Source organism: Neohoeflea coraliihabitans, assembly GCF_019334345.1.
Classification (GTDB): domain Bacteria; phylum Pseudomonadota; class Alphaproteobacteria; order Rhizobiales; family Rhizobiaceae; genus Pseudohoeflea; species Pseudohoeflea coraliihabitans.
Genome location: NZ_JAHWQX010000002.1, coordinates 1 through 19,946 on the forward strand (window position 1 = coordinate 1; position 19,946 = coordinate 19,946).

The 19,946-nt window shown below is 59.9% G+C and carries 35 protein-coding genes and 1 tRNA gene; 16 read left to right on the plus strand and 20 right to left on the minus strand.

The window, feature by feature from the left end:
• The 19 genes from KY465_RS05990 to KY465_RS06080 form a co-directional block, all read right to left on the minus strand.
• Positions 1 to 590 (minus strand): phage head spike fiber domain-containing protein (locus tag KY465_RS05990; RefSeq protein WP_219200792.1); only part of this gene is annotated, 590 nt, incomplete at its 3' end.
• Positions 591 to 967: 377 nt separating this feature from the next.
• On the minus strand, positions 968 to 1,477 hold the full coding sequence (locus tag KY465_RS05995) for a hypothetical protein (protein ID WP_219200793.1): 510 nt from the start codon (positions 1,475 to 1,477) through the stop codon (positions 968 to 970).
• Entirely contained in the window at positions 1,467 to 1,754 is a 288-nt protein-coding gene (locus tag KY465_RS06000; RefSeq protein ID WP_219200794.1) for a hypothetical protein, read from the minus strand. The genes KY465_RS05995 and KY465_RS06000 overlap by 11 nt, the downstream gene beginning before the upstream one ends.
• 164 nt (positions 1,755 to 1,918) lie before the next feature.
• Positions 1,919 to 2,176, minus strand: coding sequence for a hypothetical protein (locus KY465_RS06005; protein WP_219200795.1), 258 nt, complete (start codon positions 2,174 to 2,176; stop codon positions 1,919 to 1,921).
• Positions 2,173 to 2,349, minus strand: coding sequence for a hypothetical protein (locus KY465_RS06010; RefSeq protein WP_219200796.1), 177 nt, complete (start codon positions 2,347 to 2,349; stop codon positions 2,173 to 2,175). Before KY465_RS06010 ends, KY465_RS06005 begins: the two co-directional genes overlap by 4 nt.
• Positions 2,346 to 2,654: a helix-turn-helix domain-containing protein gene (locus tag KY465_RS06015; RefSeq protein ID WP_219200797.1), complete on the minus strand. Its 309-nt coding sequence runs from the start codon at positions 2,652 to 2,654 to the stop codon at positions 2,346 to 2,348. The genes KY465_RS06010 and KY465_RS06015 overlap by 4 nt, the downstream gene beginning before the upstream one ends.
• Before the next feature lie 14 nt (positions 2,655 to 2,668).
• Entirely contained in the window at positions 2,669 to 4,123 is a 1,455-nt protein-coding gene (locus KY465_RS06020; RefSeq protein ID WP_219200798.1) for a replicative DNA helicase, read from the minus strand.
• Positions 4,120 to 5,310 carry a Rha family transcriptional regulator gene (locus tag KY465_RS06025; protein ID WP_219200799.1) on the minus strand — a complete coding sequence of 397 codons (1,191 nt, stop codon included), beginning with the start codon at positions 5,308 to 5,310 and terminating at the stop codon, positions 4,120 to 4,122. The genes KY465_RS06020 and KY465_RS06025 overlap by 4 nt, the downstream gene beginning before the upstream one ends.
• Complete coding sequence (locus KY465_RS06030; RefSeq protein ID WP_219200800.1) at positions 5,307 to 5,987, minus strand: hypothetical protein; 681 nt, start codon at positions 5,985 to 5,987, stop codon at positions 5,307 to 5,309. The genes KY465_RS06025 and KY465_RS06030 overlap by 4 nt, the downstream gene beginning before the upstream one ends.
• Complete coding sequence (locus tag KY465_RS06035) at positions 5,987 to 6,571, minus strand: RuvC family protein (protein ID WP_219200801.1); 585 nt, start codon at positions 6,569 to 6,571, stop codon at positions 5,987 to 5,989. The genes KY465_RS06030 and KY465_RS06035 overlap by 1 nt, the downstream gene beginning before the upstream one ends.
• Entirely contained in the window at positions 6,568 to 7,110 is a 543-nt protein-coding gene (locus KY465_RS06040) for a hypothetical protein (RefSeq protein ID WP_219200802.1), read from the minus strand. Before KY465_RS06040 ends, KY465_RS06035 begins: the two co-directional genes overlap by 4 nt.
• On the minus strand, positions 7,110 to 7,664 hold the full coding sequence (locus KY465_RS06045; RefSeq protein WP_219200803.1) for a hypothetical protein: 555 nt from the start codon (positions 7,662 to 7,664) through the stop codon (positions 7,110 to 7,112). Before KY465_RS06045 ends, KY465_RS06040 begins: the two co-directional genes overlap by 1 nt.
• The gene (locus KY465_RS06050; protein ID WP_219200804.1) at positions 7,661 to 8,002 is read right to left on the minus strand and encodes a hypothetical protein; all 342 of its coding nucleotides are present in this window, start codon (positions 8,000 to 8,002) and stop codon (positions 7,661 to 7,663) included. The genes KY465_RS06045 and KY465_RS06050 overlap by 4 nt, the downstream gene beginning before the upstream one ends.
• On the minus strand, positions 7,986 to 8,147 hold the full coding sequence (locus tag KY465_RS06055) for a hypothetical protein (protein ID WP_219200805.1): 162 nt from the start codon (positions 8,145 to 8,147) through the stop codon (positions 7,986 to 7,988). Before KY465_RS06055 ends, KY465_RS06050 begins: the two co-directional genes overlap by 17 nt.
• Entirely contained in the window at positions 8,144 to 8,557 is a 414-nt protein-coding gene (locus KY465_RS06060; RefSeq protein WP_219200806.1) for a hypothetical protein, read from the minus strand. The genes KY465_RS06055 and KY465_RS06060 overlap by 4 nt, the downstream gene beginning before the upstream one ends.
• A 44-nt stretch (positions 8,558 to 8,601) precedes the next feature.
• Positions 8,602 to 8,991 carry a hypothetical protein gene (locus KY465_RS06065; protein WP_219200807.1) on the minus strand — a complete coding sequence of 130 codons (390 nt, stop codon included), beginning with the start codon at positions 8,989 to 8,991 and terminating at the stop codon, positions 8,602 to 8,604.
• On the minus strand, positions 8,992 to 9,348 hold the full coding sequence (locus KY465_RS06070) for a hypothetical protein (protein ID WP_219200808.1): 357 nt from the start codon (positions 9,346 to 9,348) through the stop codon (positions 8,992 to 8,994).
• Positions 9,345 to 9,743, minus strand: coding sequence for an HNH endonuclease (locus tag KY465_RS06075; protein WP_219200809.1), 399 nt, complete (start codon positions 9,741 to 9,743; stop codon positions 9,345 to 9,347). The genes KY465_RS06070 and KY465_RS06075 overlap by 4 nt, the downstream gene beginning before the upstream one ends.
• Positions 9,740 to 9,970 (minus strand): carph-isopro domain-containing protein, encoded by a 231-nt coding sequence (locus KY465_RS06080; RefSeq protein ID WP_255561564.1) that lies wholly within the window; start codon positions 9,968 to 9,970, stop codon positions 9,740 to 9,742. Before KY465_RS06080 ends, KY465_RS06075 begins: the two co-directional genes overlap by 4 nt.
• Positions 9,971 to 10,072: 102 nt before the next feature.
• On the opposite strand from KY465_RS06080, the gene KY465_RS06085 reads away from it, so the two are divergent.
• The 16 genes from KY465_RS06085 to KY465_RS06160 all read left to right on the plus strand — a co-directional run bounded on the left by KY465_RS06085 (position 10,073) and on the right by KY465_RS06160 (position 19,545).
• Entirely contained in the window at positions 10,073 to 10,888 is an 816-nt protein-coding gene (locus KY465_RS06085; RefSeq protein WP_219200811.1) for a LexA family transcriptional regulator, read from the plus strand.
• A gap of 9 nt (positions 10,889 to 10,897) precedes the next feature.
• Complete coding sequence (locus tag KY465_RS06090) at positions 10,898 to 11,239, plus strand: hypothetical protein (protein ID WP_219200812.1); 342 nt, start codon at positions 10,898 to 10,900, stop codon at positions 11,237 to 11,239.
• 823 nt (positions 11,240 to 12,062) lie between these two features.
• Positions 12,063 to 12,407, plus strand: a complete 345-nt coding sequence (locus KY465_RS06095) for a hypothetical protein (protein ID WP_219200813.1) — start codon at positions 12,063 to 12,065, stop codon at positions 12,405 to 12,407.
• Complete coding sequence (locus KY465_RS06100; RefSeq protein WP_219200814.1) at positions 12,407 to 12,724, plus strand: hypothetical protein; 318 nt, start codon at positions 12,407 to 12,409, stop codon at positions 12,722 to 12,724. The genes KY465_RS06095 and KY465_RS06100 overlap by 1 nt, the downstream gene beginning before the upstream one ends.
• Positions 12,724 to 12,918 carry a hypothetical protein gene (locus KY465_RS06105; protein WP_219200815.1) on the plus strand — a complete coding sequence of 65 codons (195 nt, stop codon included), beginning with the start codon at positions 12,724 to 12,726 and terminating at the stop codon, positions 12,916 to 12,918. Before KY465_RS06100 ends, KY465_RS06105 begins: the two co-directional genes overlap by 1 nt.
• Before the next feature lie 2 nt (positions 12,919 to 12,920).
• Positions 12,921 to 13,142: a hypothetical protein gene (locus KY465_RS06110; RefSeq protein WP_219200816.1), complete on the plus strand. Its 222-nt coding sequence runs from the start codon at positions 12,921 to 12,923 to the stop codon at positions 13,140 to 13,142.
• A complete protein-coding gene (locus KY465_RS06115; protein ID WP_219200817.1) occupies positions 13,139 to 13,459 on the plus strand; it encodes a hypothetical protein in 321 nt (106 codons plus the stop codon). Before KY465_RS06110 ends, KY465_RS06115 begins: the two co-directional genes overlap by 4 nt.
• Positions 13,456 to 13,656 (plus strand): hypothetical protein, encoded by a 201-nt coding sequence (locus tag KY465_RS06120; RefSeq protein ID WP_219200818.1) that lies wholly within the window; start codon positions 13,456 to 13,458, stop codon positions 13,654 to 13,656. Before KY465_RS06115 ends, KY465_RS06120 begins: the two co-directional genes overlap by 4 nt.
• A 2-nt stretch (positions 13,657 to 13,658) precedes the next feature.
• Positions 13,659 to 13,853, plus strand: coding sequence for a hypothetical protein (locus KY465_RS06125; RefSeq protein ID WP_219200819.1), 195 nt, complete (start codon positions 13,659 to 13,661; stop codon positions 13,851 to 13,853).
• Entirely contained in the window at positions 13,850 to 14,842 is a 993-nt protein-coding gene (locus tag KY465_RS06130; RefSeq protein ID WP_219200820.1) for a PD-(D/E)XK nuclease-like domain-containing protein, read from the plus strand. The genes KY465_RS06125 and KY465_RS06130 overlap by 4 nt, the downstream gene beginning before the upstream one ends.
• A 541-nt stretch (positions 14,843 to 15,383) precedes the next feature.
• Entirely contained in the window at positions 15,384 to 16,556 is a 1,173-nt protein-coding gene (locus KY465_RS06135; RefSeq protein WP_219200821.1) for a hypothetical protein, read from the plus strand.
• Positions 16,557 to 16,642: 86 nt separating this feature from the next.
• Entirely contained in the window at positions 16,643 to 16,783 is a 141-nt protein-coding gene (locus KY465_RS06140) for a hypothetical protein (protein ID WP_219200822.1), read from the plus strand.
• Positions 16,783 to 17,085, plus strand: a complete 303-nt coding sequence (locus tag KY465_RS06145) for a DUF4326 domain-containing protein (RefSeq protein ID WP_219200823.1) — start codon at positions 16,783 to 16,785, stop codon at positions 17,083 to 17,085. Before KY465_RS06140 ends, KY465_RS06145 begins: the two co-directional genes overlap by 1 nt.
• A 3-nt stretch (positions 17,086 to 17,088) precedes the next feature.
• The gene (locus KY465_RS06150; RefSeq protein ID WP_219200824.1) at positions 17,089 to 17,511 is read left to right on the plus strand and encodes a DUF968 domain-containing protein; all 423 of its coding nucleotides are present in this window, start codon (positions 17,089 to 17,091) and stop codon (positions 17,509 to 17,511) included.
• A gap of 452 nt (positions 17,512 to 17,963) precedes the next feature.
• Positions 17,964 to 18,341 carry a hypothetical protein gene (locus KY465_RS06155; RefSeq protein WP_219200825.1) on the plus strand — a complete coding sequence of 126 codons (378 nt, stop codon included), beginning with the start codon at positions 17,964 to 17,966 and terminating at the stop codon, positions 18,339 to 18,341.
• A 175-nt stretch (positions 18,342 to 18,516) separates the two neighbouring features.
• A complete protein-coding gene (locus tag KY465_RS06160; protein ID WP_219200826.1) occupies positions 18,517 to 19,545 on the plus strand; it encodes a tyrosine-type recombinase/integrase in 1,029 nt (342 codons plus the stop codon).
• Positions 19,546 to 19,620: 75 nt separating this feature from the next.
• Here the strand turns inward: KY465_RS06160 and KY465_RS06165 are convergent.
• Positions 19,621 to 19,697: transfer RNA gene (locus tag KY465_RS06165), tRNA-Pro, on the minus strand.
• Positions 19,698 to 19,946 lie beyond the last annotated feature (249 nt).

The window sequence follows — 19,946 nt, forward strand, 5'->3', positions numbered from 1 at the left end:
GCGCCCCCGGCGATCGGCAGAGATATCCGGACCTTTGTTCGCTCACCTGCCAAGACGAAACGTGAATGTGTCAGCGTGGTCCCGCTGGTGTACGCGATCGTCTGATAAATGTAGTGCAGTCCACTCGTCGCGCTTTCAACGATCTTGTCCATGGTGGTGTTTCCGTCCGGCGCATCTTCGCCATCGACTGAAACTGTCGCATTCGTCTTCGACCAGCTATTCGCATCCTCGGAATAGGTGAACTGGTTGGTCGCCGCTGGTTCGACCACCAGACCCTCAGCGTTGCCGCTCGCATCGTGCGACGTGCGCAGGGTCGTGCCGGGGACCAGAAGTCCGGAGGCATTGCGCACATATTTGGTGCTTGGGCTGGTGTAGGTTACGAGATCGTTCGGATCGCCGCTGAAATTCGTGGTATGGCCCTTGACCACCGCCCTTGGCGTCGTGTCCTCGAACGAGATCCCAAGGCCCGCATATTTGTTGACCAGAATTCCGCCGGCAATCAGGTGCTCGATGCCGCCCCAGCGATCGGCGTCCGGCTGGAAGCCCGGACTACGGTAGACCCTCCGCCTGACCTCATTGCGAACTACCATGTGAACCTCGTCTAAGTTCGGCAGGGGCCGGGCGTGTGGGGTCAGGATGGGAGGTCGGTCGGCTTGAGAGGCCGATGCACCCAGGTTCGCCGCATCGCTAGCTTAGCGGCTCACTCCCTCGCCTCCATCTCGATAACAGTAGCGTTTGCCATCCTGATTAGTCTCAAGGCGCTCCGACCAATGGTCGTGCTACGGCCGGCAGAATGTCACCGTGTCGCACCCGATCTGAATGGATTGCCCGATACCCTCGGCGCCGGGGAGTGCGGAGAGCGGCCTGTTCGACGCCCGGGGAATTAAGCGGTTGTTCGCCTGGTCTCACGCAATAGGGTCGATTTGATCAACCCGACGACCTTTTTTGACGTTATCTGTGACATTGCTCAAGCCGCGCCTTCGCGCAACAATATTGCGCTGTTGCGCAGCTTACCACTAATTTCTTGCAATGATTGATCATTCCAGCGATAGGATTTTCTTCTAGCGACGCAATATTCTTTCGGTTTGCGCCGATTTCGGGCTTGAAGCCACCTCGCCCACTGCCCGTTTTTTGCCTTGCAGGCCACATACAGCATCAGGATCTCACGCTTGACGGGGTTCTCGACGAGGCTCGGCCAGATCATCGCTTCCTCGGCTTCCGATATCTGCCGGGCCGACCAGTGAGAGCGGGCCGTTCGCACGAAATCGCGAAGGCGGTCATCCTGCATCTGCCGAAAGCTGGCGCCATGATCGTCCTTCAAGCTCTCCATATGGGTTCGCCAGACATCAGAACCTGACGGGAATCGGATGATATCCGGCATGGCCGAGCCATAGGCCTTGGGCCGGGGGCTGTTGACGGTGCTCTCGATGACCTGATGTGCTTCCACCAGGCGTGCAAGAATAATATCAGGCGACATCGGCATCCCCTTCCAGATGGTCAATTCGATCGGCAATAAGGATAAGGGCGGCGTCCCGGCGCTTCACTCTGCCAGACGAGAGCGCCAGAGCGCGTGCGCGTATCGCGGCAAGGTCTATGCCCCGAAAAACCTTTATCGCGTCTGTGCGGTCTGCTGTGGGCATATGAGCGCCAATATAATCGTAGACCGCGAGCACCATGTCTGCGTGGAGCATCCGGCTATTGCTCGCCTGAATGCAGCGCAGGGCCGTTGTCAGCCGTTCCTGATCCTCGCTCATCAACCGTCCGACCATCCGGGCCCGACCATAGAGCGTGTTCGGCGGGCGAATGAGCGTTCTTGATGCTGGGCATGGCAAAACCCGAATGCCCAAACCCTCGAGATAGACCCGGACATTATGGCCCCTTGGGCTGCGCTTCGCCCTTCCGCGTGTCTTTCTGATCTTCATCCCGCCCTCCGAAACAGTTGCTCGGCTGCATCTCGCGTTGCCGATAGTGTTTCCCCGTCGCGAACAAGATGCCCGTTGAAATAGGCCAGAACAGCCTGTGTGGCCGCTCGCATGGCGGAATAGGCATCATGGAACCGAACCGGGCGTCCGCCCTTGCCCAGGATCGGCATTGCCTTGGCGTGCCTTGGAAGGCGGACCATGGCGTAATAGGCCCCGCCCGGTGTCTCATGGACATAGGCATCGGTCTTGTTCATGCGCCTGCCGCCTTGTTCCGATCCTCTTGCCGGCACCACGCAACCAGGTAGCGGGCTTCTTCCACGCTGATATGTCCGGCAAAGGACGATGCCGCTGGCGAGCCGTCCGGTGCCTTGTGAGACACAGAGGTGTAGGCGGCCCCGTCGAGGGTTTCACGGTGCCAGACCTTCATGCAAAGCCCCTCCCATGGATATAAGCCAGCCGATCAGGGGGCGGGTCTCCGAACATGGCCGCGGTCAGAGTTGAGGGATAATCCTTGAACACGATCGGGTTCTTCTCCCCTCCAGTTTCCCTCTCGGTATTCCTGTAGGGACGGCGGTTTTGATCGCGATAGTGCGGGTCGCATGCTCTGCGCACCGTCATGTGATGAACGCCGAATTTCTCGGCGATCTTCGAATAGGTGAAACCCTGCGCGAGCAGCTGCTTGATTTCCTGAACCTGAGATTCGCTCAGCCGGGGTTGTCTCGGGTCAGCCATGGTTGGGTCTCCTTTCAGAACAGGTTGCGTTGAACATCGGACTGGAAAGCGAAGTGATGGCGGACCCCTGACCAGTGGACGGTTCGCCGTGCCGGCCATTGGGCTGACCGGGATAGGGAAAGAAGGATCTCGGCCCTGTCCTTGACACTGGACAGAACGTCCTCCCAGAACACGTATTCGTCGGTCCCCTCGGCAGGCTCCATGTCCTTGAGCACCACTTCCGGGTTGAAGACGATGACCACATGATCGGCGTGCTTTTCGACCGACCCGTAAAGATCAGAGGCACGCGGGCGGCGTGAGATCGCCTGCTTGAAATAGGCCACGTCCCGCTTGATCGCGTAGCGCCGGTCTTTCTCGATGGTGTTCTTCTTCAACTGCGCCAGGACGATCACCGGAAGGTTCAGGCTCCGCGCCGTCGCCTTGAACTTGTCCATCACGTAATCGGCGAACTCGTACTCGTTCATCCGGCGCTCGAAGCGGTTGCGATCGAGCAGCAGCATGGAATCGACCACCACCACCGGCATGACCCCGCGCGACGCCTTCTTGAGCGCCCGCACCTGAGCGATCAGCTGGTCAACGGTGCAGCGCCGGTCCTGAACCGTGATCGGCAGTTTCCCGACCTTCTGGCTTGCATGGAACAGGGTCTCTGCTTCCGTATCGGTCAAGGCCCCCTCTGACTGGCGCTTGACGCTGATTCCGGTGTCCCTTGCCTTCTCCCGCATGGCCAGTTCTTCGGCGCTCATCTCCCCGGAATAGTAGAAAACAGGATGCCCCTCGTCGGCTGCGCCGCGGGAAATCTGCTGGGCAAGGGCTGATTTGCCGTGCTTGGTCAGACCGCCGACCACGATGGCGGTGCCGCCCATCAGAGGGCCGATCAACTGCTTCAAAGGTGGAATATGGTAGTCGATGCCAAATGCCTTCTCCCCGGACTTGGCCTTGAGAGTGGCGTCGAGGCTGGAAGGTGCGACCTTGGCAAAGCTCTTGCCGTCTGCATCCTCTCCCGCAAGACGGGCTCGAGCCGCTTGCAGGCGGGCGTCGATCTCCTCGATCTGGTCGGCAAGCTCGAGATCATCGCGCATCTGTGCAGCCTGCGCATACAATTGGCTGCACTGTGAGAACTCATTCCGAACCCATTCCTTGATGATGGCATCGGCATAATCAGGGACATTCACAATGGAGACGGCCTCGACCGCAAGCCTGGCGAGATATTGCGAAATGCTCAGGTTTGGGGCGATGTCGACATCTGGGAGCGCTGTCTTGAGCGTGACCGGGTTAACCACCCGTTCGCCCTCGATCAGCCGGCCCGCGGCCCGGAATATCTCGGCATGGGCCATCTCGGTGAAATCATCCTCGCGAAGCCCTGCCTTGATGGCGATGTCATACGCCTCGTTGTTGAGCATGATGGCCCCGAGAAGGGCCTGCTCGGCGTCGAGATTGGAACTGCGCTGGGGGATGGGGACGACGTTCATGCGCGCCTCGCCTGGCGCCGGGCCATTTGCCTTGCCACCATTCGCGGGGGGATTGTTCCTCTCGACTTCGGCTCCGGTGCCGGGGGCGCCTTCTCTATGCTTGCCATGAGGTCGAGTGCGGCATTCAGGTCGGCGCGCAGTTGCTCGATCTCGTCGGCGGGGGGCTGAGATTGGAGCGCAGCGGCCATCCGGTCGAAGGCGGATATATAGGCCACCTTCCAGCGCATGGCCGCCTTGCCGGTAAAGCCCATCACCACAAGCGAGAAACCATCCCGGCTCATCTCATAGGCCCGATAGGTCCGGCCCTTCCCGTCCCGGTATTCAATCGGCGCAAAATTGCGCTGGTCAAATTCCTCGCCGCAGTTCTCCCGGCAGCCATCGATCGCGCGCAGCACGTCCTTGTGCGCCTTGTCGAAGTTCTTTGCCACGTCGATGGAGGTGCAGCGCGCCTCATGGTCACGAACGATGATCAGCGGTTCGTCGATGATCGCCGGTTCGTCGCTTTGCAGATACCCCTGCCGCTTGAGATCGCGCCGGATTGCCGCCCGCTCGTTCTTGTGGGCGCGGCAGTCGCTTGGCGTCTTGGCTACGACATGCAGATGCTCCCTGTTCTCTCCGTAGCGGATGTGAACGTGCTTTGAGGTCCAGTCGATATCATAGGGCACCCCGAGGGCGTCCAGTTCGGTTGTGGCTGCGTCGAGGCAATCGTTTTTCACAGAACCACCCCCCTTGAGACGACTGGCCCGGCGCTCGGATTCGGTGCCGATACCCACGCCAAGATCGGCATGGAACGGGCAGTAGGGAGAAAGCGGATCGTCTGCCTCTGCCCCGCAAAAGAGGAAGGGAGAGCCGTCATTGACCGGCCAGCGGCATGTGCGGGCTGTCAGATCCATCAGCGTGAGATTGAGCGGCTCCGGCGCTTCGGTCGGAACGGGCCTTTTCTTGCGTCGCTTGCGCTGGGCCGGCGCGCTGGTCGCCTTGCCTGTTCGACCATTTGCCGGGCGCAACGACACCTCGCCCATCTTGTCGCGATGGCGGGTGAACATGCCGACGACAGCGCCCTTGGACACATAGCCATGCCGGTTCAGCAGGGCCTTGGATATCTGGTCGGCGCTCATGCCTTCTTGCCAGATGTCCTTGATAGCCTTGATGCGCTGACTGGTGGAAAGGAAACTCCAGTGGATCATTCTGCCGCCTCCCCGAATAGTTCGCTCTGCCGAGAGTCCACGCGGTCAAGCATCCGAAGGACCGTTTCGCCTTCGTGCGCCCGGTCCCAAACGAACCAGCCATTCAGCATTGGCGGCGCGCCCTGCCCGGTGAAATCAATTTTCCAGCGCATGAGGTAGACGCGGGCCGGCGGGTATTGCGCCCATAGGGTCCCGAGGCCCCCGGCACCGGGAAAGCTCCAACTCAGCAACAGGGCCATGTACTCGACGCCAAGCACTTCAAGAGCATGTCGAATCCAGCGCCCGCGACCGTCGCGCCAGTTGCATTCCTGAAAGGGCGGATTGGTCAGAATGGCCTTTGCAGGGGCTTCCGGAAAATCATAGAAGCTGCGGATCTCGGCACCGCATCCCCGATCGATCAGATCCGACGCATGGGCTGAAAACCCCAGAGCGGCCATTTCCCGCACCATCGCGCCATCCCCGGCAGCAGGTTCCCATATCAGCGGAAAGTCTCGCAGGCGCGGCCCTTCGGCTGAAAGAATGGCCCGCGTCGGCTCGGGCGGCGTCGGGTAGAAGTCGTCCCGCTCACGCGGAAGCGCGTCGGCTGCGACAATCCCATCTTCGGTCTGGATTTTGACAGGACGAGCCTTGTTCCCGGTTGCTCGGAAAAGACCGCGTGCGGATGTGGCTTTGCTCATCACGCCGCCTCCCGTTCGTTTCGCTTCTGCAACAATCGCATCAGCGGCTCGTGGTAGCGCCCCGCATGCACCTTGGCCTCACGCCAGCAGACAGCCACAGCACAGGCCTCGGCGGCATTGTGCTTGCTCGCCCCGGTCGGAAGGGTGATTCCCTCCATCTCGCATTGGGCGATGGCAGCTGCCTTCCAAGCATTCTTGCCATTGCAGTCCTTGGGAGGCTTGAACCCCTTGCCGAAAAACATCGTCCGCCAGGTGCCCGACGGAAGGGTGCCATATGGTATCTGAAACGCCGCCAGCTGACCCACGACAGCCGTTGTCGACACCCATGGATAGATGATGCCCGCAGCATTCGATCGACCAATCTGGGCCAACGCCTGTTCTTCAAGAACGGCAAAGTCGATGCGCTTGAACCCGACCTGCCGGAGCAGTTCGGTGGTGCGCAGGGCGATCTGCTCTCCGGCAAAGTACGGGTCGGCCTTCTTGGGAATGTCGAGAATGCCGCATTCCATCGCCGAGAGATGCCGGTCAGTGTCGTAGACCGCCCATCCGGTATACTTCGATGGGTCGAAGCCGAGGATGATCAAGGCTTGACCTCCCCGATCTTGTCGAGCATTTCCCGACGGCCCGGCGGCGGGTCTCCCATAAGGTCCGACGTGACGGACCGGCGCGCCCTCTCCACTGGCTTGGCCGGGGCCGGCGGCGGAACGGGACGGGAGCGCCCGGGACCAGTCTCGTCAGCCCACTTGGGCAGCACGATCTCGAACCAGCCATCCTCGACCTTCTCCCACTGGCACCACTGCGCGGGCTCGGAGCGGTCGACGAATGCCGGCTGATGCCCAAGGGCAATGGTCTGGTATTTGCCGCCATGAGGCGATCCGCGTTCCACCACGGTTGCCTGTCCGGTGCTGTTATTCTTGCGCAGGCGGATCAGGCCATGGTGTGCCCCTTCGCCGATCATCACCTCAATCTTGTCGCCGGCCGAGAACTCGGTACGCTTCTTCGCTTCCCCGGTGATCGTCACCGCCATCTTCGCCGAGGCGCTGCGCACTCTTTTCAGTGACACCTTGATACCGGTGCCAATGTGCGCAGGGCGGATTTCGATTGTCGCTTTTGCCCAGCCCATCAGGATTCCTCCGTGTCCACGTCTGCATAGGGATCATCGGAATCCGTCGCCGGCTGCGGGGTCGCTTCCGAAGAATTCATCTGCTCGATGCGCTTCCAGATGTCGGGCAGCTTGGTGTCGTATTCCTCGCGTCCTCGATCATAGGCCTCGAGCCATGTGCGATCATCGACGCTGCCGGCGTCATATCCCGATACCCGATCCATGGCCGTGAGCCCGGCATGAAAGCCCTTGGCGTCGACCATCTGCTCGTCGGTCGCCCGGTCTGCGAGAAGGTCGCCCTTCGGATCATCGGGGATCAGCCCAAGCCAGGCGAGGTTTTCCCGGTCGCTTTTCAGCTTGTCGACGGGGGCCTGCTTGTCTTCGGCAAGGAAGGCCTTGAGATAGTGATCCAGCTTGGCCGATGAGAACCCGGACGCTTTGGCGTTCTGCCGGTTGGATTTCTTTTTCTCGTTCAAGGAACGGATTTCCGCCGCGATCTGGCGATCCTTGCGGTGGTAATAGGCGAACAGGATGCGCCGTTCTGCTTCGTCGATCTGATTGTGTCCGATGGTCATGCATTTCCCTCCGTGTGTGCATCTGCAAGGTCGAGTTGGCGGCTGATCGCATCGAGGGCCCGCTCTGCCTTCATGAAGACTTCCGGCGGGTGACCGTTGCGGGTTTGGCGTTCAATCTCAGCGATGTTCTCAACCTCGTCCGCAACCAGTCGGACAAACGAAGCGAGATCGCGATTTTCGATCGACAGGCGATTCATGCGGGTGCAGGCGATCACGATGATCATCCGCAACGTCGATGGATCGTCTTGTTCCAAGCAGACATTGATCGCATCGAGGGCCCCCGAGATGGTGATCCACGCACGATCTGCCATCTCCTTAGCTTCAGCTGTCATTTCCATCGCCCGGCCCCCGCATTGTCATCCGGTCGCGCCGTCGCATCAGATGCCGGATCGCCGCGTCGAGAAGGCCGATAACAAAGACAAGCGCCGCGACCCCCAGCAGGGACGCCACGGCCATCAGAAGCGTGACAGCCGCGCTCATCATGCCCCTGCCCTCGCCTTGCGAATGCGTTCGCGAAGCGCTTCAAGCTCACCTGCCAGATCCTCAACAGCAGCATCCCCGAACCTCTCCCTGTCGATTTCAATTTCGTGAGAGAGCCGGCGGATTTCGCTTTCGCAAAGGTCGTAGTAGGCCGCCCTCACCCTGCCGAAAACCGTGATCCCCGGCTCCTTGGTCTTGCCCCGCATCAGCCGCTTGTACGCGACCTCCGACATGCCGCAGCGCCGTGCCAGGTCAGAGATGGTCCGGGCTTCATCGCCCCAACCCCGGACCTTCATCCGAAACATCTTCGCGGCATATTCCGCCGCCATCGCTGGGCTGAACGCTGTTACTGTCATCGTCGTTTTCCCCGGTTCTTTCCTGAACTCCGAATGTCGAGTTTCTGAACACTTCATGTCCGCGCCTCCTGCTACGTTGACCGTGCTGGAGGTGGGGACCGTTACCCGCCCGAAAGCGAGACGAGAGAGTAGCGATCGTTCGGGGTTCCGCCGGTTCGCGTGACCTGCCAGCCATAGGCCGGCAGAACCCGGTTGATCGTGGAGAAGCTTCGACACAGCGAAGCAAACGAAATGATGGGATGGCGGCGATGATCGAAACCCATATGGGTCATCAGGGACACCGCACCGATGTCGTCCGCGCCTGTCTCAAGGAAGAATTGCGGAATGCGCCATGCGGGATAAAACCGCGCCCGCATCCGGCAACGATCTGCCAGCCTCTCGCGCGACATGAGAAATTCGATCTCAGGCGCCTCGCGTCGGCGAAGGATGGCATCGACCAGCGCAGGATCTTCTCGCGCCATGTCGGAGGCGATCGTTTCAAGATCAGCCATTCAAGCCGCCTCCAACAGATGATCGGGAAACTCCGGCTCGCGGCCGTTGGGGTAGACGACCGTGCCGTCTTCCAATTCCACCTCGGGGAACTCTCCCTCGATGAAGGGGCGCCAGGCGATCGGCCGTTCATGGGTGGCGAACATGCACCAGCGCGGGACCGAGGAGCAGGTGCCAAAGCGCCCGCGGCGGATCGGCCAGACCCAATAGGACTTGGTGACGATGCCGCACTTGGACGCCAGCCAGACAAATTCCCGCTCGATGTGGCGGCGGCCCTTCTTGGCGCCATTCACGATCTTGACGATGCGCACCTCGCGGCCTCGCGGGGCGTTTTCGATGTCCGTGCGCCATTGCCTCATTCCGCCGCCTCCGGCAAACACGAAACGCCATGAAGTTCGAACCAGAACTTGTGATGCGGGAGATCCGGAAGGGTAATGCCGACGCTGACCAGCCAATCCAACACGTCGCGAGGAATGTGCGGCCGGCCGGAAAGCTTCCGGGCCTGCTGATGACGATAAGCCTCAAGGCACTTTCGCCCTTTGCTCGCATTGCAGGATGAGCAGGAAGGGAGAAGATTGGACATCTCTTCCCCGCCGCCATCCTTCGGGGAGGTGATGTGGTCGATCTCCATCCACGATTGAGCGCCCCCCGATATGCTCTCCACATTGTCTGGGCAGAGGGCCAGCCCGCAGTAGGCGCAATGGCCGGCTGTCATCTTCCAAACAGAAAGCCTGCGGAGCGAAGTCATCATCATTCCGCTGCCTCGGTCGGGGCAGCAAGGAAGTCCTGCAGATCGATGTCGATACCCACTTCCCGGCTCGCATCGATCAGCGGAAGCCAGTATTCCTGCGGGATCTTCCCCCGCACCTTCCAGCCCTGCACCGTCGTGATCGGAAACGGCTTCTCGTCAGTCGAGAGCATCCGCGCCGTTTTGGTCAGACCGCCAAGCTTGTCGATGATCATTTCAGAGGGTGTCTTCATTTCCACGGGGGTCATCCATGCAGTGATTTACGCACTTATACGCGCTATGCGTAACTAATGTCAACGTGGAAAACGTAAAAGATTTACGCGCAGGGTGATCGAATGAAAACATCTCAGATCCCGATGCGGCTCAAATCGCTGATGCAGCGCGCCGAAATGACCATGGACCAACTGGCGAAATCCATGGGCTACAAGGGTGCGTCGAGTATTCAGAGGTATCTCACAGAAGGCGAGTACAAGAAGGACACGATCAACCCCGACTTCGCTAAGCGGCTTGAGAAGGCGCTTTCCGGCAAAGGCGCACCGGTCATTTCAAAATCGGAAATTTGGGAATTGACCGGAATCAGCGGCGGCCTAATTGATAGTTTCGATCCGGATGACGCCGACACCAGTTCGCCAGATGACTGGAACGAGACCGGCGTCGGTGTGATTGACGGCCGCTTGTCGTACAAACCGGAAGTGTCCGGCGGCATGCCCGAAATATCCGCGTCGGCGGGAATGGGGCTAGGCCGGATTGAGGATGACCGCCCTGCCCGCCTGGTAACCAACGGCATCGCTTCGGGCCATGTGGTGATGGGTGAATGGCTCATACCACCTGACTACATTCGAAACGCTCTGGGGGCCGCTCCGTCTCAGGTTGTGGTCATGCCGGTGATTGGCGCATCCATGGCGCCTATGCTCGAATCAAACGATCGAGTCCTCGTCGATATAAGCCAGAATGTTTGGGTTGGCGATGCCGTCTACATCATCGATGACGGCGATTCTGTCCTGCGCGCTAAAACGGTTCGGAAGGTAACTGCATCAGATCCGCCGGCCTTCAAGATCATCTCTGAGGCCGCGCCACATGATATCGAGACACTGACCGCCGACAGGTTTCGGATAGTCGGGCGCGTGGTCGGGCGATTCTCAAAGTTGTAGGGGGATCAAATGATCGGATTTTTCTGGGGGATACTGGCTTCGTTGACGCTCGCAGTTGTCGGTCTGGCTTTCAAGAATGCATACGGATACGCGAAAGTTTCCAACGCCATCACCTTCATCCTGGGTGTGCTTTTTATGATGTTCTGCGCTGGGATTGTGGGATTTGGGTATGGTGCGGCTGCCGCTTTCCGAACCAGATTGGGTGATCCCCGAATCGATGAGCTCCTGCCCTTGCCAAGCGGCACTCTAATTCTCGCGGCCACCGGAATCGTATGCGGTGCGACTTTCATCCTCTGGGTGATTGGAAGACTGCCGCATTTCCTTCGCGACCCTAATAAAAAAGATCATTGAGCCACCCATTGAGGGCCGCGGCGGCGAGCATGGCCGTCAGTGAATAGACCAGCAATAAACTTACCGCAGGACGATTCCACAAGGGACGCTGCGCCCGATTATCATTTGAACGGTGATGCTCCATTCTCACACTCCTTTGATCAGGGCATAGCCCGTCTAAATGATGGTCCTGAGGAGGAGCATCATCCTTGCCGCAATCTTGTCGCGGCCAAGCATCCGTGAAGCCGATATTCCCTGACAGCTAGTTTTGTTTTCCCGGACCCTACCGGGCTGTGGTTGGCATCCTCCCGCTGGTCAGGCGGTAAATCGGAACTCTGCCGAAACTGTCTGAATCCGCTTTCGCGGACCTCCTCGTGAGTGCTGTCAGTTATCCCGTGGATTGCAAATCCGTTCTCGGGCGGGCCATCAACCCCGTCTGGCTTCGTCCGGTGAGCCTGGCGCCGGAACCGCTTGGGATATTCATGCACCGGATTGGTCGGCGCGGCGGGTCAATACCCAGAAAAGACCGTCGCTTTTGCGCGTTTCACGAGGGAAAATCGCCGGGAGCCTCCGAGCAGACACGATTTTCTTCACGATTCGCGCCGCAAAGCGATCATTCCGGTTGCGAAATCATCCTCGATCCGCTAGGTTTCCGGTCTTCATTGTGATTGCTTTGCGCCCCGGCCGGACCATCCCGCCGGGGCTTCTTTTTGCCACCTCACATACGCATTATCAAGAATTTTTACGCAGTCAGCGTATTTTCTGCTTGCATTTACGCGTCATGCGTATAATGATCCTCCCATCAAGTGGCCGTCTACGGCTCACAAAATGAGAGAGGCCCGCAATGAAAACCCTCGACACAGCCGCATGGACTGATTTCCACGTTCAGCCCGTCACGCTCGGCTATCACGCACGAGCCATCGCCGCACAGCAGCGCACCACGGACAAGCTTTGTGTCCCGTTTCCGGCCTTCAACGTGATTGACGAAAGGGCGTCCTACGACGCTCACAAGGCGCAGGCCGAGAAGGTCATTGAAGCGGCCATGGATCTGATCATCGATCAAATCGAAATCGTCCGCGACATGGCCGAGCAGAAGACCGATCGCAAGGAGCTTCGCGAGCAGATCGAGGAAACCGTGAGCGAAGCGCTTTTCGACGCTGACGACTATTACGAGCAGGAGGACTCCTGATGACCGAGAGCAAGCACACGCCGGGGCCATGGGCCTTCGAAGTGAATGTATGGGGTTCTATCCTTAGCACCGATTACGGCGAAGCCGAGAACTTGAAAGCGGGGCGCGCTTGGGACGAGGACATCAGCATTGCGGCAAACGTCGATTGGGATGTCATCGGGGAGGAGGAGATTGCAGCCAACGCTCGCCTGATCGCCGCCGCTCCTGAACTGCTGGAAGCGCTGGAGGAAACGCTGATTGTCGCCACCCGCAACGAGGACGGTGACTTTGCAGACCGCGCCCGCGCCGCCATTGCCAAAGCCAAGGGAGACGCCTGATGGACAACATCGACCCCCGCACCACCCACCTGATCGGCCAGCGTCTTTCAGAGGAGACCGCACAGCCCAGCCGCAAGCCCAACATCGTGGGCGCGGTGCTGATTATCGCAATCCTGACGCTTGGTTTTCTCGCATGCGTGCAGGTCGGGCTCTCCCGAGCCGAAGCCGCCTATCAGACAGACAGGAGAGTGTAGCCATGAACCGCATCGACTTTCACCGCGTCACCAAGATCGAACTGGCCCGCGAATCCCTGCACGTATCCGGGTGTCGCGCAGTGCTGGTCACATGGACTGACTGGCGGGGCAATGAGCAAACAGCCGAACTCACCTTTTTCGGCAACACCGAGGCGCTTGCTCCACTGCCGAGATCCGAGGACTTCCGCGAGACCTTCCCACGGACAGCGGAGGCCGCAGAATGACCATTGCCCCCGGAACGATCAGGACGCTCAAGCAGAAGTACGTTCGCCGCGGATGCGACTGCGGGAACCCTGCCACCAAGTGCCACACCTATCTTCTGCCGAATGCGCGGAGAAACCCGGCATCAAAAGGATACGGCAAGGACAACATCAGCTGGTGCTCTGATGAGAAGGCCTTCACCTGCTCCGACTGCCCCCTCCCGACCATTGACGGCCACGAGTGGTGCGCGACGTTCGACGGGGACAGGTTCCCTCACATGGTCCACACCTTCATCACGATTTCGCAAGAAGACCGGGTGCCGGCGGAGGCCGCAGAATGAACACCGTCATTGAACGCGGCAAGAAGCAAAAGCTCTCTCTCCGTGACGCGGATCACATCGCAGCCCGCGATGACATCGGGGCCTGCGCCACATGCACAGACCTCGCGCTGGATGGAGAACGGTTCTGCCGAGCCTGCAAGGACTATTGGGAGGAAGACGCCCCCGCCTTTGCAAATTTCGATGATTGGGGATTTTAGCCATGAACACCCCCGATCAGGAATACCGCGCCGCCCTCAAGGCGCTCAACGAAGCGGCCTATCGAGCCCTGCGCGCCTGTCCATCCCGTGAATTGGCGAACGCGAGGAAGAAGGATCTGCTCGCGATGGCCCTCGAGACCGACAAGATGGTCGACGAGACCGCCCCCACCATCCAGATGGAAAGGATGCACCCATGAACATCGACATCGACAAGGATCATTTCCAATCGGTCGGCGCCATCGCAGAAGGCATTGTCGATCGCTTCCGCACTGAGCGGGCATGGGATGGCAATCCGATCACAGAGCCGGGGATATATTCGGGCATCAGCCTGGACGAGTACCATCATAACCGGAGCCTGCTGGACGCGCCCTCTGTCTCCAAGTCATCTCTGAAATGGATATTTCCGCATCGCGGCGGCTCGCCCAAGGCGTTCTGGGGAAGGTGGTCGTACAATCCCGACTGCATCCCTCAGAAGACGACTGGAGCGCTTGATTTCGGTCGGGCTGCTCACTCGCTGATGCTTGGGGATGAAGACTTCTCACAGGCGTTCGAGATCCGGCCCGCTCAGTACAAAGATTACAAGAGCGGGGCAGCGCGTGAGTGGCGCGATAAGGTCTATGCCGAGGGGAAGTCACCGCTCACCGCAGAGGAATACAGCCTTATCGAAAAAATGGCGCTGGACGCCTCCAAGAATCCGGTTGTGAAGGCTGGCCTGCTGAACGGTCGCATCGAGCGGTCGATGTTCGCCAAAGACGAAGCATCTGGCATCTGGCTGCGGTCAAGGCCAGACGCTATTGCGGCCGACGGCATCTTCGCGGACCTCAAGACGACAGCAAGCCTCAGTGAGGATTTTCTCGAGCGGGAGGCGTACCGGAACGGCTATTTCCTCCAAGCCGCGATCACGCGAATGGTGTGCCGGATGACCGGGCATCCGTTCGACACCTTCGCGCTTGTCTACACTCTCAAGGATGAAGTCCCTGATACGGCGCATGTGGAAATCGATCCATTCGAGATCGACAGGGCCGAAAAGGAAGTGTCCTGGGCTCTTGCGAAAATCAGGGAATGCCTCGATTCCGGCGAGTGGCCCGGCTCCCAGCCCTTCAATGATGGCACCCGCCGGATGCAGGCAAAGCCGTGGGAAAAAGAGCAAGTCGACGACTTCCTGAGACGTGAGGAAGCGGCATGAGATTTAACCCCGCCATCCAATTCGACAGCACTTCGCCGCCGACTGCCCACAACTTCATTGATCGTACCGGTGAAAAATACGGCAAGCTCGAGTTCATTAGCTTTGCCGGGAGAAAGTGCGGGCAAATTTATTGGAACATGAAATGCGATTGCGGGACAGAGTTCGCAGCATACGGCCAGAACGTCATCCGCGGGCTGACGACATCATGTGGATGTGTGCACTCGGTCAAGTCGAGTGCCACTGCCACCTGCCACGGTGAAACCAGGGGACTGTCCAAGTCACCGGAATACTCTTGCTGGGTCCAGATCAAAACCCGCTGTCACAACCCGAATTATCGAGAGTTTCACTACTACGGCGACCGCGGGATCACGGTCTGCGATCGGTGGCGCAACAGCTTTGAAGCATTTCTCGAAGACATGGGGCGGAAACCGAGCCCCCATCACTCAATTGATCGGATCGACCCAGACGGGAACTACGAGCCCGGGAACTGTCGATGGGTCACGGCAAAGCAGCAACGCAAGAATCAGAGAAAGAGAGCGTCATGAACGACATCGTTGAACAGCAGAACCGCAAGCCGGCCCTTTCGATGGGTGGAACGGTGTCGGCCATCGTGCCGCAGGACATCAATCAGGCGTTCCGGCTCGCCGATGCGATCCATCAGGGCGGTATGTCTCCTTATGGCATGGAGACGCCGCAGAAGATCATGATCGCCATGCTGGCTGGCATGGAAGTTGGTCTCCCGCCGATGGCAGCGGTGCAGTCCGTGGCGGTTATCAATAACCGTCCTTGCATGTGGGGAGATGCGCTGATCGGCGTCGTTCGCAGCAGCAATGTCTGTGAGTACGTCCGAGAGTGGATCGATGGCGAAGGCGACGAGATGATCGCCTACTGCGAAACCAAACGGAAAAGCGAGACAGAGCCGGTCAAGCGATCCTTCTCGGTCGACGACGCAAAGCGTGCCGGGCTGTGGCAGACCGAAGCGCGGGTGCAAAAGCGCGCAAGGGGCGGCGGCACCTACGAGGCGGCCAATGACAGCCCTTGGTACAAGTACCCGAAGCGGATGCTGGGAATGCGTGCCCGAGCGTGGTGCCTGCGCGATACATATGCGGACATCCTGAAGGGCATGCAGGTCCGCGAGGAAGTCGAAGATTACCCGGAGCGCCACCGCGGCCCCGACAATGCCCGAGACATCACCCCGACCATCGCCGATCGCCTGCAAGCGGCCTCCAGCGGGCCACAGCAGAGCGGAGACGCGCAAGAAGGGTTTTCGGCAGGGTTTGCCTTGGAACAGACGGAATCGCTCTCTGTGGACAGCGTAAATGTCGAGACGGGGGAAATCGAGACGGTTGAAGTTGAGGCCAAGGACGAGCCCCCCGAATCCGAACCCACCGATGATCAGGCAGAGACCAAGGATTCCGAACCAGACGAGCCTCAGGGCATCAACAAGGATCTCCTGAAAGAGGTGTTTCGGCGCCTTTATGCCTCGGTCGGGGAAGACCCGCAGGTAGTGGTCGATACCGCGAACGGGATGCGGGACCAGATCATGGGCGAGAACGAGATCACCCGGAAGAAAGCCAACACGATCAAGACGCAGTGCAAGCTGCTGTGCCTCGGCGACGTGAGTGACTACGACATGATCGAGTATCTGGCCGGGGTGATTGGAGTGGAGCCGCAGGATCTCGATACGTCCGGCCGCGTTGGGGCGGGCCAATGACCCCCCGCCGGATTATCGCCCGGGCGATCAATGCCTGGTGTGCGCACAGGCTGGCCGTGCGGTGCAGGCGCAACCGGGACCGGCTGGTGAGGATGTGCCCTGAGATCGGCGCCGGGCTGGAGAAGCATGGCAGGGCACGCAAGGGGCATCGCCCGGTGCGGCCCATCGAGAAGCGGCAGCAAGCGGCGATGAATGCCCTGCTGCAAGCAGAAAATAGGGTGGTGTGATGCCGAAACGCATCCAGCGGAAACGCACGAAGGGCTGGAAGATGCCCGAAGGCGCGGTCTATGTCGGGCGTCCGACAAAATGGGGCAACCCTTTTGAGGGGGCCAGGGATTACCCGAGCCGCGAACTCGCGGTGGCGCGGTTCCGCGCTGGCCTCGATGGCTGCGCACACCCCGATAGTTTCATGGGAACGATACTATCCGACGTGAAGGACTTACGCGGCAAAGACCTCGCCTGCTGGTGCCCGCTCGACCAGCCATGCCATGCGGACGTGCTGCTAGAACTTGCGAACCGGGAGGATTGACCCATGGCCTTCCGCATCGCCCCCGCCGAGCCCGTCGCCTATTCCAAGGCAACAAGGGCTGTTAAGGCAAAGCCCTATCTCGAATGGCTGCACGGTCTGCCCTGTGTCGTTACGGGGAGAATGGGTGTTGAGGCGGCGCATGTGAGCTTTGCCAATCCCGCTCTGGGGGCGCCGGGCCGCGGCAAGGGCCAAAAAGTCTCGGATCGTTGGGCAGTGCCGCTGCACCCCGATGAGCACAGGCGCCAGCACGGCATGAACGAACAGGAATACTGGCGATCGGTCGGCATCAACCCGCACATGGTCGGGCTGGTCCTGTGGGGGCTTTACAGCGAGCGCAAGTCCGACGGGACAGATGCAGCGAAAATGCTGATTGCGTCCGGGCTTGGTCGGGTTGAACCGCTTTTCGAGGAAAGGAAGAACGCATGAGCAATGCACCCGAGTTGCGCGTCTGCCCGAGTTTTGGCGGACACTGCACCTGCAACACCGATCTTTGCCCGGCTCAACAAAGGTTCGTAGCGCGGGAGGGATGGGGCGATGCACGAACGAAGGCACGCCGCTGGCTGAAAGAGAACGGCTTGGAGAACCCCAATGACAGATCGAGATGAAGTTTGGGACGCGCTCAAAGCTCACTGCAAAGCAAAATTTGACGCTGACCGCAGTCGCTTTATGCAGGCCGCAATCTCAGGTGATGACGGAGAATGGATTAAACACTCTGAGTATCATTGGTCGCGAGACCTTGCGGGCCATCGGCTTGACTACTGGCCCTCTCGGAAGAGATTTCAATATCGCGGCAAGGTGAGGCGCGGGGACGTTTACGCATTCATGCGCAGGACACACAATGAAGGATGGGGCGGCGGCAACGCACGAGGAGATTCCCAATGACAGAGCATGAAGGAAAGAAGGCGCTGGACCGGCTGTCCTCCTACATCGCTGCGACGGACCCAGGCACTTTCTTCGAAGAAAGAGTTGGAGCTTTCGCCGCCTTGGCCGAAGTTGAAGCCATCGCCGCCTATGTAGCGGAACTGGAAGCCGAAGTAGCGCGGTGCCATACCCGGTTGGAAGTCGACCATCACTACGTCCTAGGAGATGGCGAGGAACTGCAACGGGTCGAAATTCCACCGAGCGAGCGCAAGGGCGAGGTCGACGGGATTGAGGCGCGAGACGCGACCATCCACGAGCAGGATAGGCAGATCGACAAACTGCGGGCTTTAATAGCCGGGCTGGGAACTGCCCAACCCCCGGAGGACAATGGATGAGCGCTCTCAATCACGATGAGCCGATGCCGCTCCGCGAAGCCTGCCGCCGGTTCTTCAACAATGCAATCACCCCATCGGCATTGCGCACCGAGGCCCGTAAGGGCAATCTCGAAATCATCCAGATCGCCCGGAAGGATTTTGTGACGGGCAGAGCCATCAAGGAGATGTTGGAGAGATGTCGAACCCGCGCAAGCCGCCCCGCCTCTGGCAAAGACCGGGCAGAGAACAACTCTATATCAAGGACGGAGGCAAGCGTATCGCCACAGGATGCGCTCCGGGCGATCCTCAAGCAGAAATCATCCTTGCCGAATACATCGCCAGAAAATACGAGGCACCGCGCGGAGGTCGTGCGCATCAGGTGACGATTGCCGATGTGCTCTTAGTCTACACCAGCGAGCGCGTTGATAGCCTGTCGCGGCCCGGCGAGGCCCGCGCGATGATCATCCGTCTCAACGAATTCATGGGCGACAAGCCCGTCTCAGAAATCAAGGGGCGGCTGTGCCGCGCCTATGCCAAACACCGAATCTCTGCATCTGGCGCGCGCCGCGATCTGGAAACCCTGCGCGCCGCCCTGCGCTACTACCACCGCGAATATGGACTGGACGTGCTGCCGGTCGTCACCCTCCCTGACAAATCACTGCCTCGCGAGCGATGGCTGACCCGAAAAGAAGTTGCCGCTTTGATCCGCGCGGCCCGTCGCCAGGACAAATGCGAGCATATGGTACGCTTGATCCTGATCGGGCTTTATACCGGAACCCGCCTTACAGCCATGCTGAACCTGCAATGGATGGCGAACACGGAAGGCGGATGGATCGACCTCGATGCCGGCATTCTCTACCGCAAGGCCACAGGCGAGCGTGTCGCACACAACAAGCGCAAGACCCCGGTGCGAATACCGCCGCGCCTGATGCGGTTTCTGAAATCTTGGAAGGCCAGCGACAAAGGCCTGCGCCACGTCATCCACTTCCGAGGGGCACCCATCGCCAAACCGCACAAAGCGTTTCGCACGGTGCGCAGATCAGCCGGGCTGGGAGAAGATGTTACGCCGCATATTCTGAGACATACGCGCGGAACGTGGCTGGCGCAGAAGGGAGTCCCAGCCGGGGAGGCGGCCGCATCGTTGGGCCTGACCGTTGCTGAGTATGAACGCACCTACCTGCACAATGACCCTGCCTATCAGGAGGGTGCCGCCAATGCGTTTTGAACCCCAACCCGTCCCCAACCCGTACCAGACAGGGAAGAGGGTGAAGGGAAAAAGGGTTTAAGTCTTTGAAAAGGCTGGTCGGAGCGAGAGGATTTGAACCTCCGACCCCCTCGTCCCGAACGAGGTGCGCTACCAGGCTGCGCTACGCTCCGATCCAGCGGCGGCTATATAGCCCCGCTGGCGCCCGGCAGCAAGCCCCGTTCGCGCATTTGTCGCCGACGCTCCGGCGGATCGGAGAGGGCATTTTTTCCCGCGCCGGATAAAGCGGCGCCGGCGGGAGGTCCGATCTGATCACGCAACTGTGCTCTGGCGATCAAGCCGGCGTGTACGAAACGGCCGGTTTCGTGATCGGCGGCGCTGCTTCTCACGCCGCCTCACGTGGCATGTGATCGGACAAGCCA

What these genes read in the sequence shown, in the direction of transcription:
- KY465_RS05995 (WP_219200793.1), bottom strand. Translation starts at nt 1,477, where the DNA reads ATGTCGCCTGATATTATTCTTGCACGCCTGGTGGAAGCACATCAGGTC.
- KY465_RS06000 (WP_219200794.1), bottom strand. Translation starts at nt 1,754, where the DNA reads ATGAGCGAGGATCAGGAACGGCTGACAACGGCCCTGCGCTGCATTCAG.
- KY465_RS06005 (WP_219200795.1), bottom strand. Translation starts at nt 2,176, where the DNA reads ATGAACAAGACCGATGCCTATGTCCATGAGACACCGGGCGGGGCCTAT.
- KY465_RS06010 (WP_219200796.1), bottom strand. Translation starts at nt 2,349, where the DNA reads ATGAAGGTCTGGCACCGTGAAACCCTCGACGGGGCCGCCTACACCTCT.
- KY465_RS06015 (WP_219200797.1), bottom strand. Translation starts at nt 2,654, where the DNA reads ATGGCTGACCCGAGACAACCCCGGCTGAGCGAATCTCAGGTTCAGGAA.
- KY465_RS06020 (WP_219200798.1), bottom strand. Translation starts at nt 4,123, where the DNA reads ATGAACGTCGTCCCCATCCCCCAGCGCAGTTCCAATCTCGACGCCGAG.
- KY465_RS06025 (WP_219200799.1), bottom strand. Translation starts at nt 5,310, where the DNA reads ATGATCCACTGGAGTTTCCTTTCCACCAGTCAGCGCATCAAGGCTATC.
- KY465_RS06030 (WP_219200800.1), bottom strand. Translation starts at nt 5,987, where the DNA reads ATGAGCAAAGCCACATCCGCACGCGGTCTTTTCCGAGCAACCGGGAAC.
- KY465_RS06040 (WP_219200802.1), bottom strand. Translation starts at nt 7,110, where the DNA reads ATGGGCTGGGCAAAAGCGACAATCGAAATCCGCCCTGCGCACATTGGC.
- KY465_RS06045 (WP_219200803.1), bottom strand. Translation starts at nt 7,664, where the DNA reads ATGACCATCGGACACAATCAGATCGACGAAGCAGAACGGCGCATCCTG.
- KY465_RS06050 (WP_219200804.1), bottom strand. Translation starts at nt 8,002, where the DNA reads ATGGAAATGACAGCTGAAGCTAAGGAGATGGCAGATCGTGCGTGGATC.
- KY465_RS06055 (WP_219200805.1), bottom strand. Translation starts at nt 8,147, where the DNA reads ATGATGAGCGCGGCTGTCACGCTTCTGATGGCCGTGGCGTCCCTGCTG.
- KY465_RS06060 (WP_219200806.1), bottom strand. Translation starts at nt 8,557, where the DNA reads ATGAAGTGTTCAGAAACTCGACATTCGGAGTTCAGGAAAGAACCGGGG.
- KY465_RS06065 (WP_219200807.1), bottom strand. Translation starts at nt 8,991, where the DNA reads ATGGCTGATCTTGAAACGATCGCCTCCGACATGGCGCGAGAAGATCCT.
- KY465_RS06070 (WP_219200808.1), bottom strand. Translation starts at nt 9,348, where the DNA reads ATGAGGCAATGGCGCACGGACATCGAAAACGCCCCGCGAGGCCGCGAG.
- KY465_RS06075 (WP_219200809.1), bottom strand. Translation starts at nt 9,743, where the DNA reads ATGATGATGACTTCGCTCCGCAGGCTTTCTGTTTGGAAGATGACAGCC.
- KY465_RS06080 (WP_255561564.1), bottom strand. Translation starts at nt 9,970, where the DNA reads ATGAAGACACCCTCTGAAATGATCATCGACAAGCTTGGCGGTCTGACC.
- KY465_RS06085 (WP_219200811.1), top strand. Translation starts at nt 10,073, where the DNA reads ATGAAAACATCTCAGATCCCGATGCGGCTCAAATCGCTGATGCAGCGC.
- KY465_RS06090 (WP_219200812.1), top strand. Translation starts at nt 10,898, where the DNA reads ATGATCGGATTTTTCTGGGGGATACTGGCTTCGTTGACGCTCGCAGTT.
- KY465_RS06095 (WP_219200813.1), top strand. Translation starts at nt 12,063, where the DNA reads ATGAAAACCCTCGACACAGCCGCATGGACTGATTTCCACGTTCAGCCC.
- KY465_RS06100 (WP_219200814.1), top strand. Translation starts at nt 12,407, where the DNA reads ATGACCGAGAGCAAGCACACGCCGGGGCCATGGGCCTTCGAAGTGAAT.
- KY465_RS06105 (WP_219200815.1), top strand. Translation starts at nt 12,724, where the DNA reads ATGGACAACATCGACCCCCGCACCACCCACCTGATCGGCCAGCGTCTT.
- KY465_RS06110 (WP_219200816.1), top strand. Translation starts at nt 12,921, where the DNA reads ATGAACCGCATCGACTTTCACCGCGTCACCAAGATCGAACTGGCCCGC.
- KY465_RS06115 (WP_219200817.1), top strand. Translation starts at nt 13,139, where the DNA reads ATGACCATTGCCCCCGGAACGATCAGGACGCTCAAGCAGAAGTACGTT.
- KY465_RS06120 (WP_219200818.1), top strand. Translation starts at nt 13,456, where the DNA reads ATGAACACCGTCATTGAACGCGGCAAGAAGCAAAAGCTCTCTCTCCGT.
- KY465_RS06125 (WP_219200819.1), top strand. Translation starts at nt 13,659, where the DNA reads ATGAACACCCCCGATCAGGAATACCGCGCCGCCCTCAAGGCGCTCAAC.
- KY465_RS06130 (WP_219200820.1), top strand. Translation starts at nt 13,850, where the DNA reads ATGAACATCGACATCGACAAGGATCATTTCCAATCGGTCGGCGCCATC.
- KY465_RS06135 (WP_219200821.1), top strand. Translation starts at nt 15,384, where the DNA reads ATGAACGACATCGTTGAACAGCAGAACCGCAAGCCGGCCCTTTCGATG.
- KY465_RS06145 (WP_219200823.1), top strand. Translation starts at nt 16,783, where the DNA reads ATGCCGAAACGCATCCAGCGGAAACGCACGAAGGGCTGGAAGATGCCC.
- KY465_RS06150 (WP_219200824.1), top strand. Translation starts at nt 17,089, where the DNA reads ATGGCCTTCCGCATCGCCCCCGCCGAGCCCGTCGCCTATTCCAAGGCA.
- KY465_RS06155 (WP_219200825.1), top strand. Translation starts at nt 17,964, where the DNA reads ATGACAGAGCATGAAGGAAAGAAGGCGCTGGACCGGCTGTCCTCCTAC.
- KY465_RS06160 (WP_219200826.1), top strand. Translation starts at nt 18,517, where the DNA reads ATGTCGAACCCGCGCAAGCCGCCCCGCCTCTGGCAAAGACCGGGCAGA.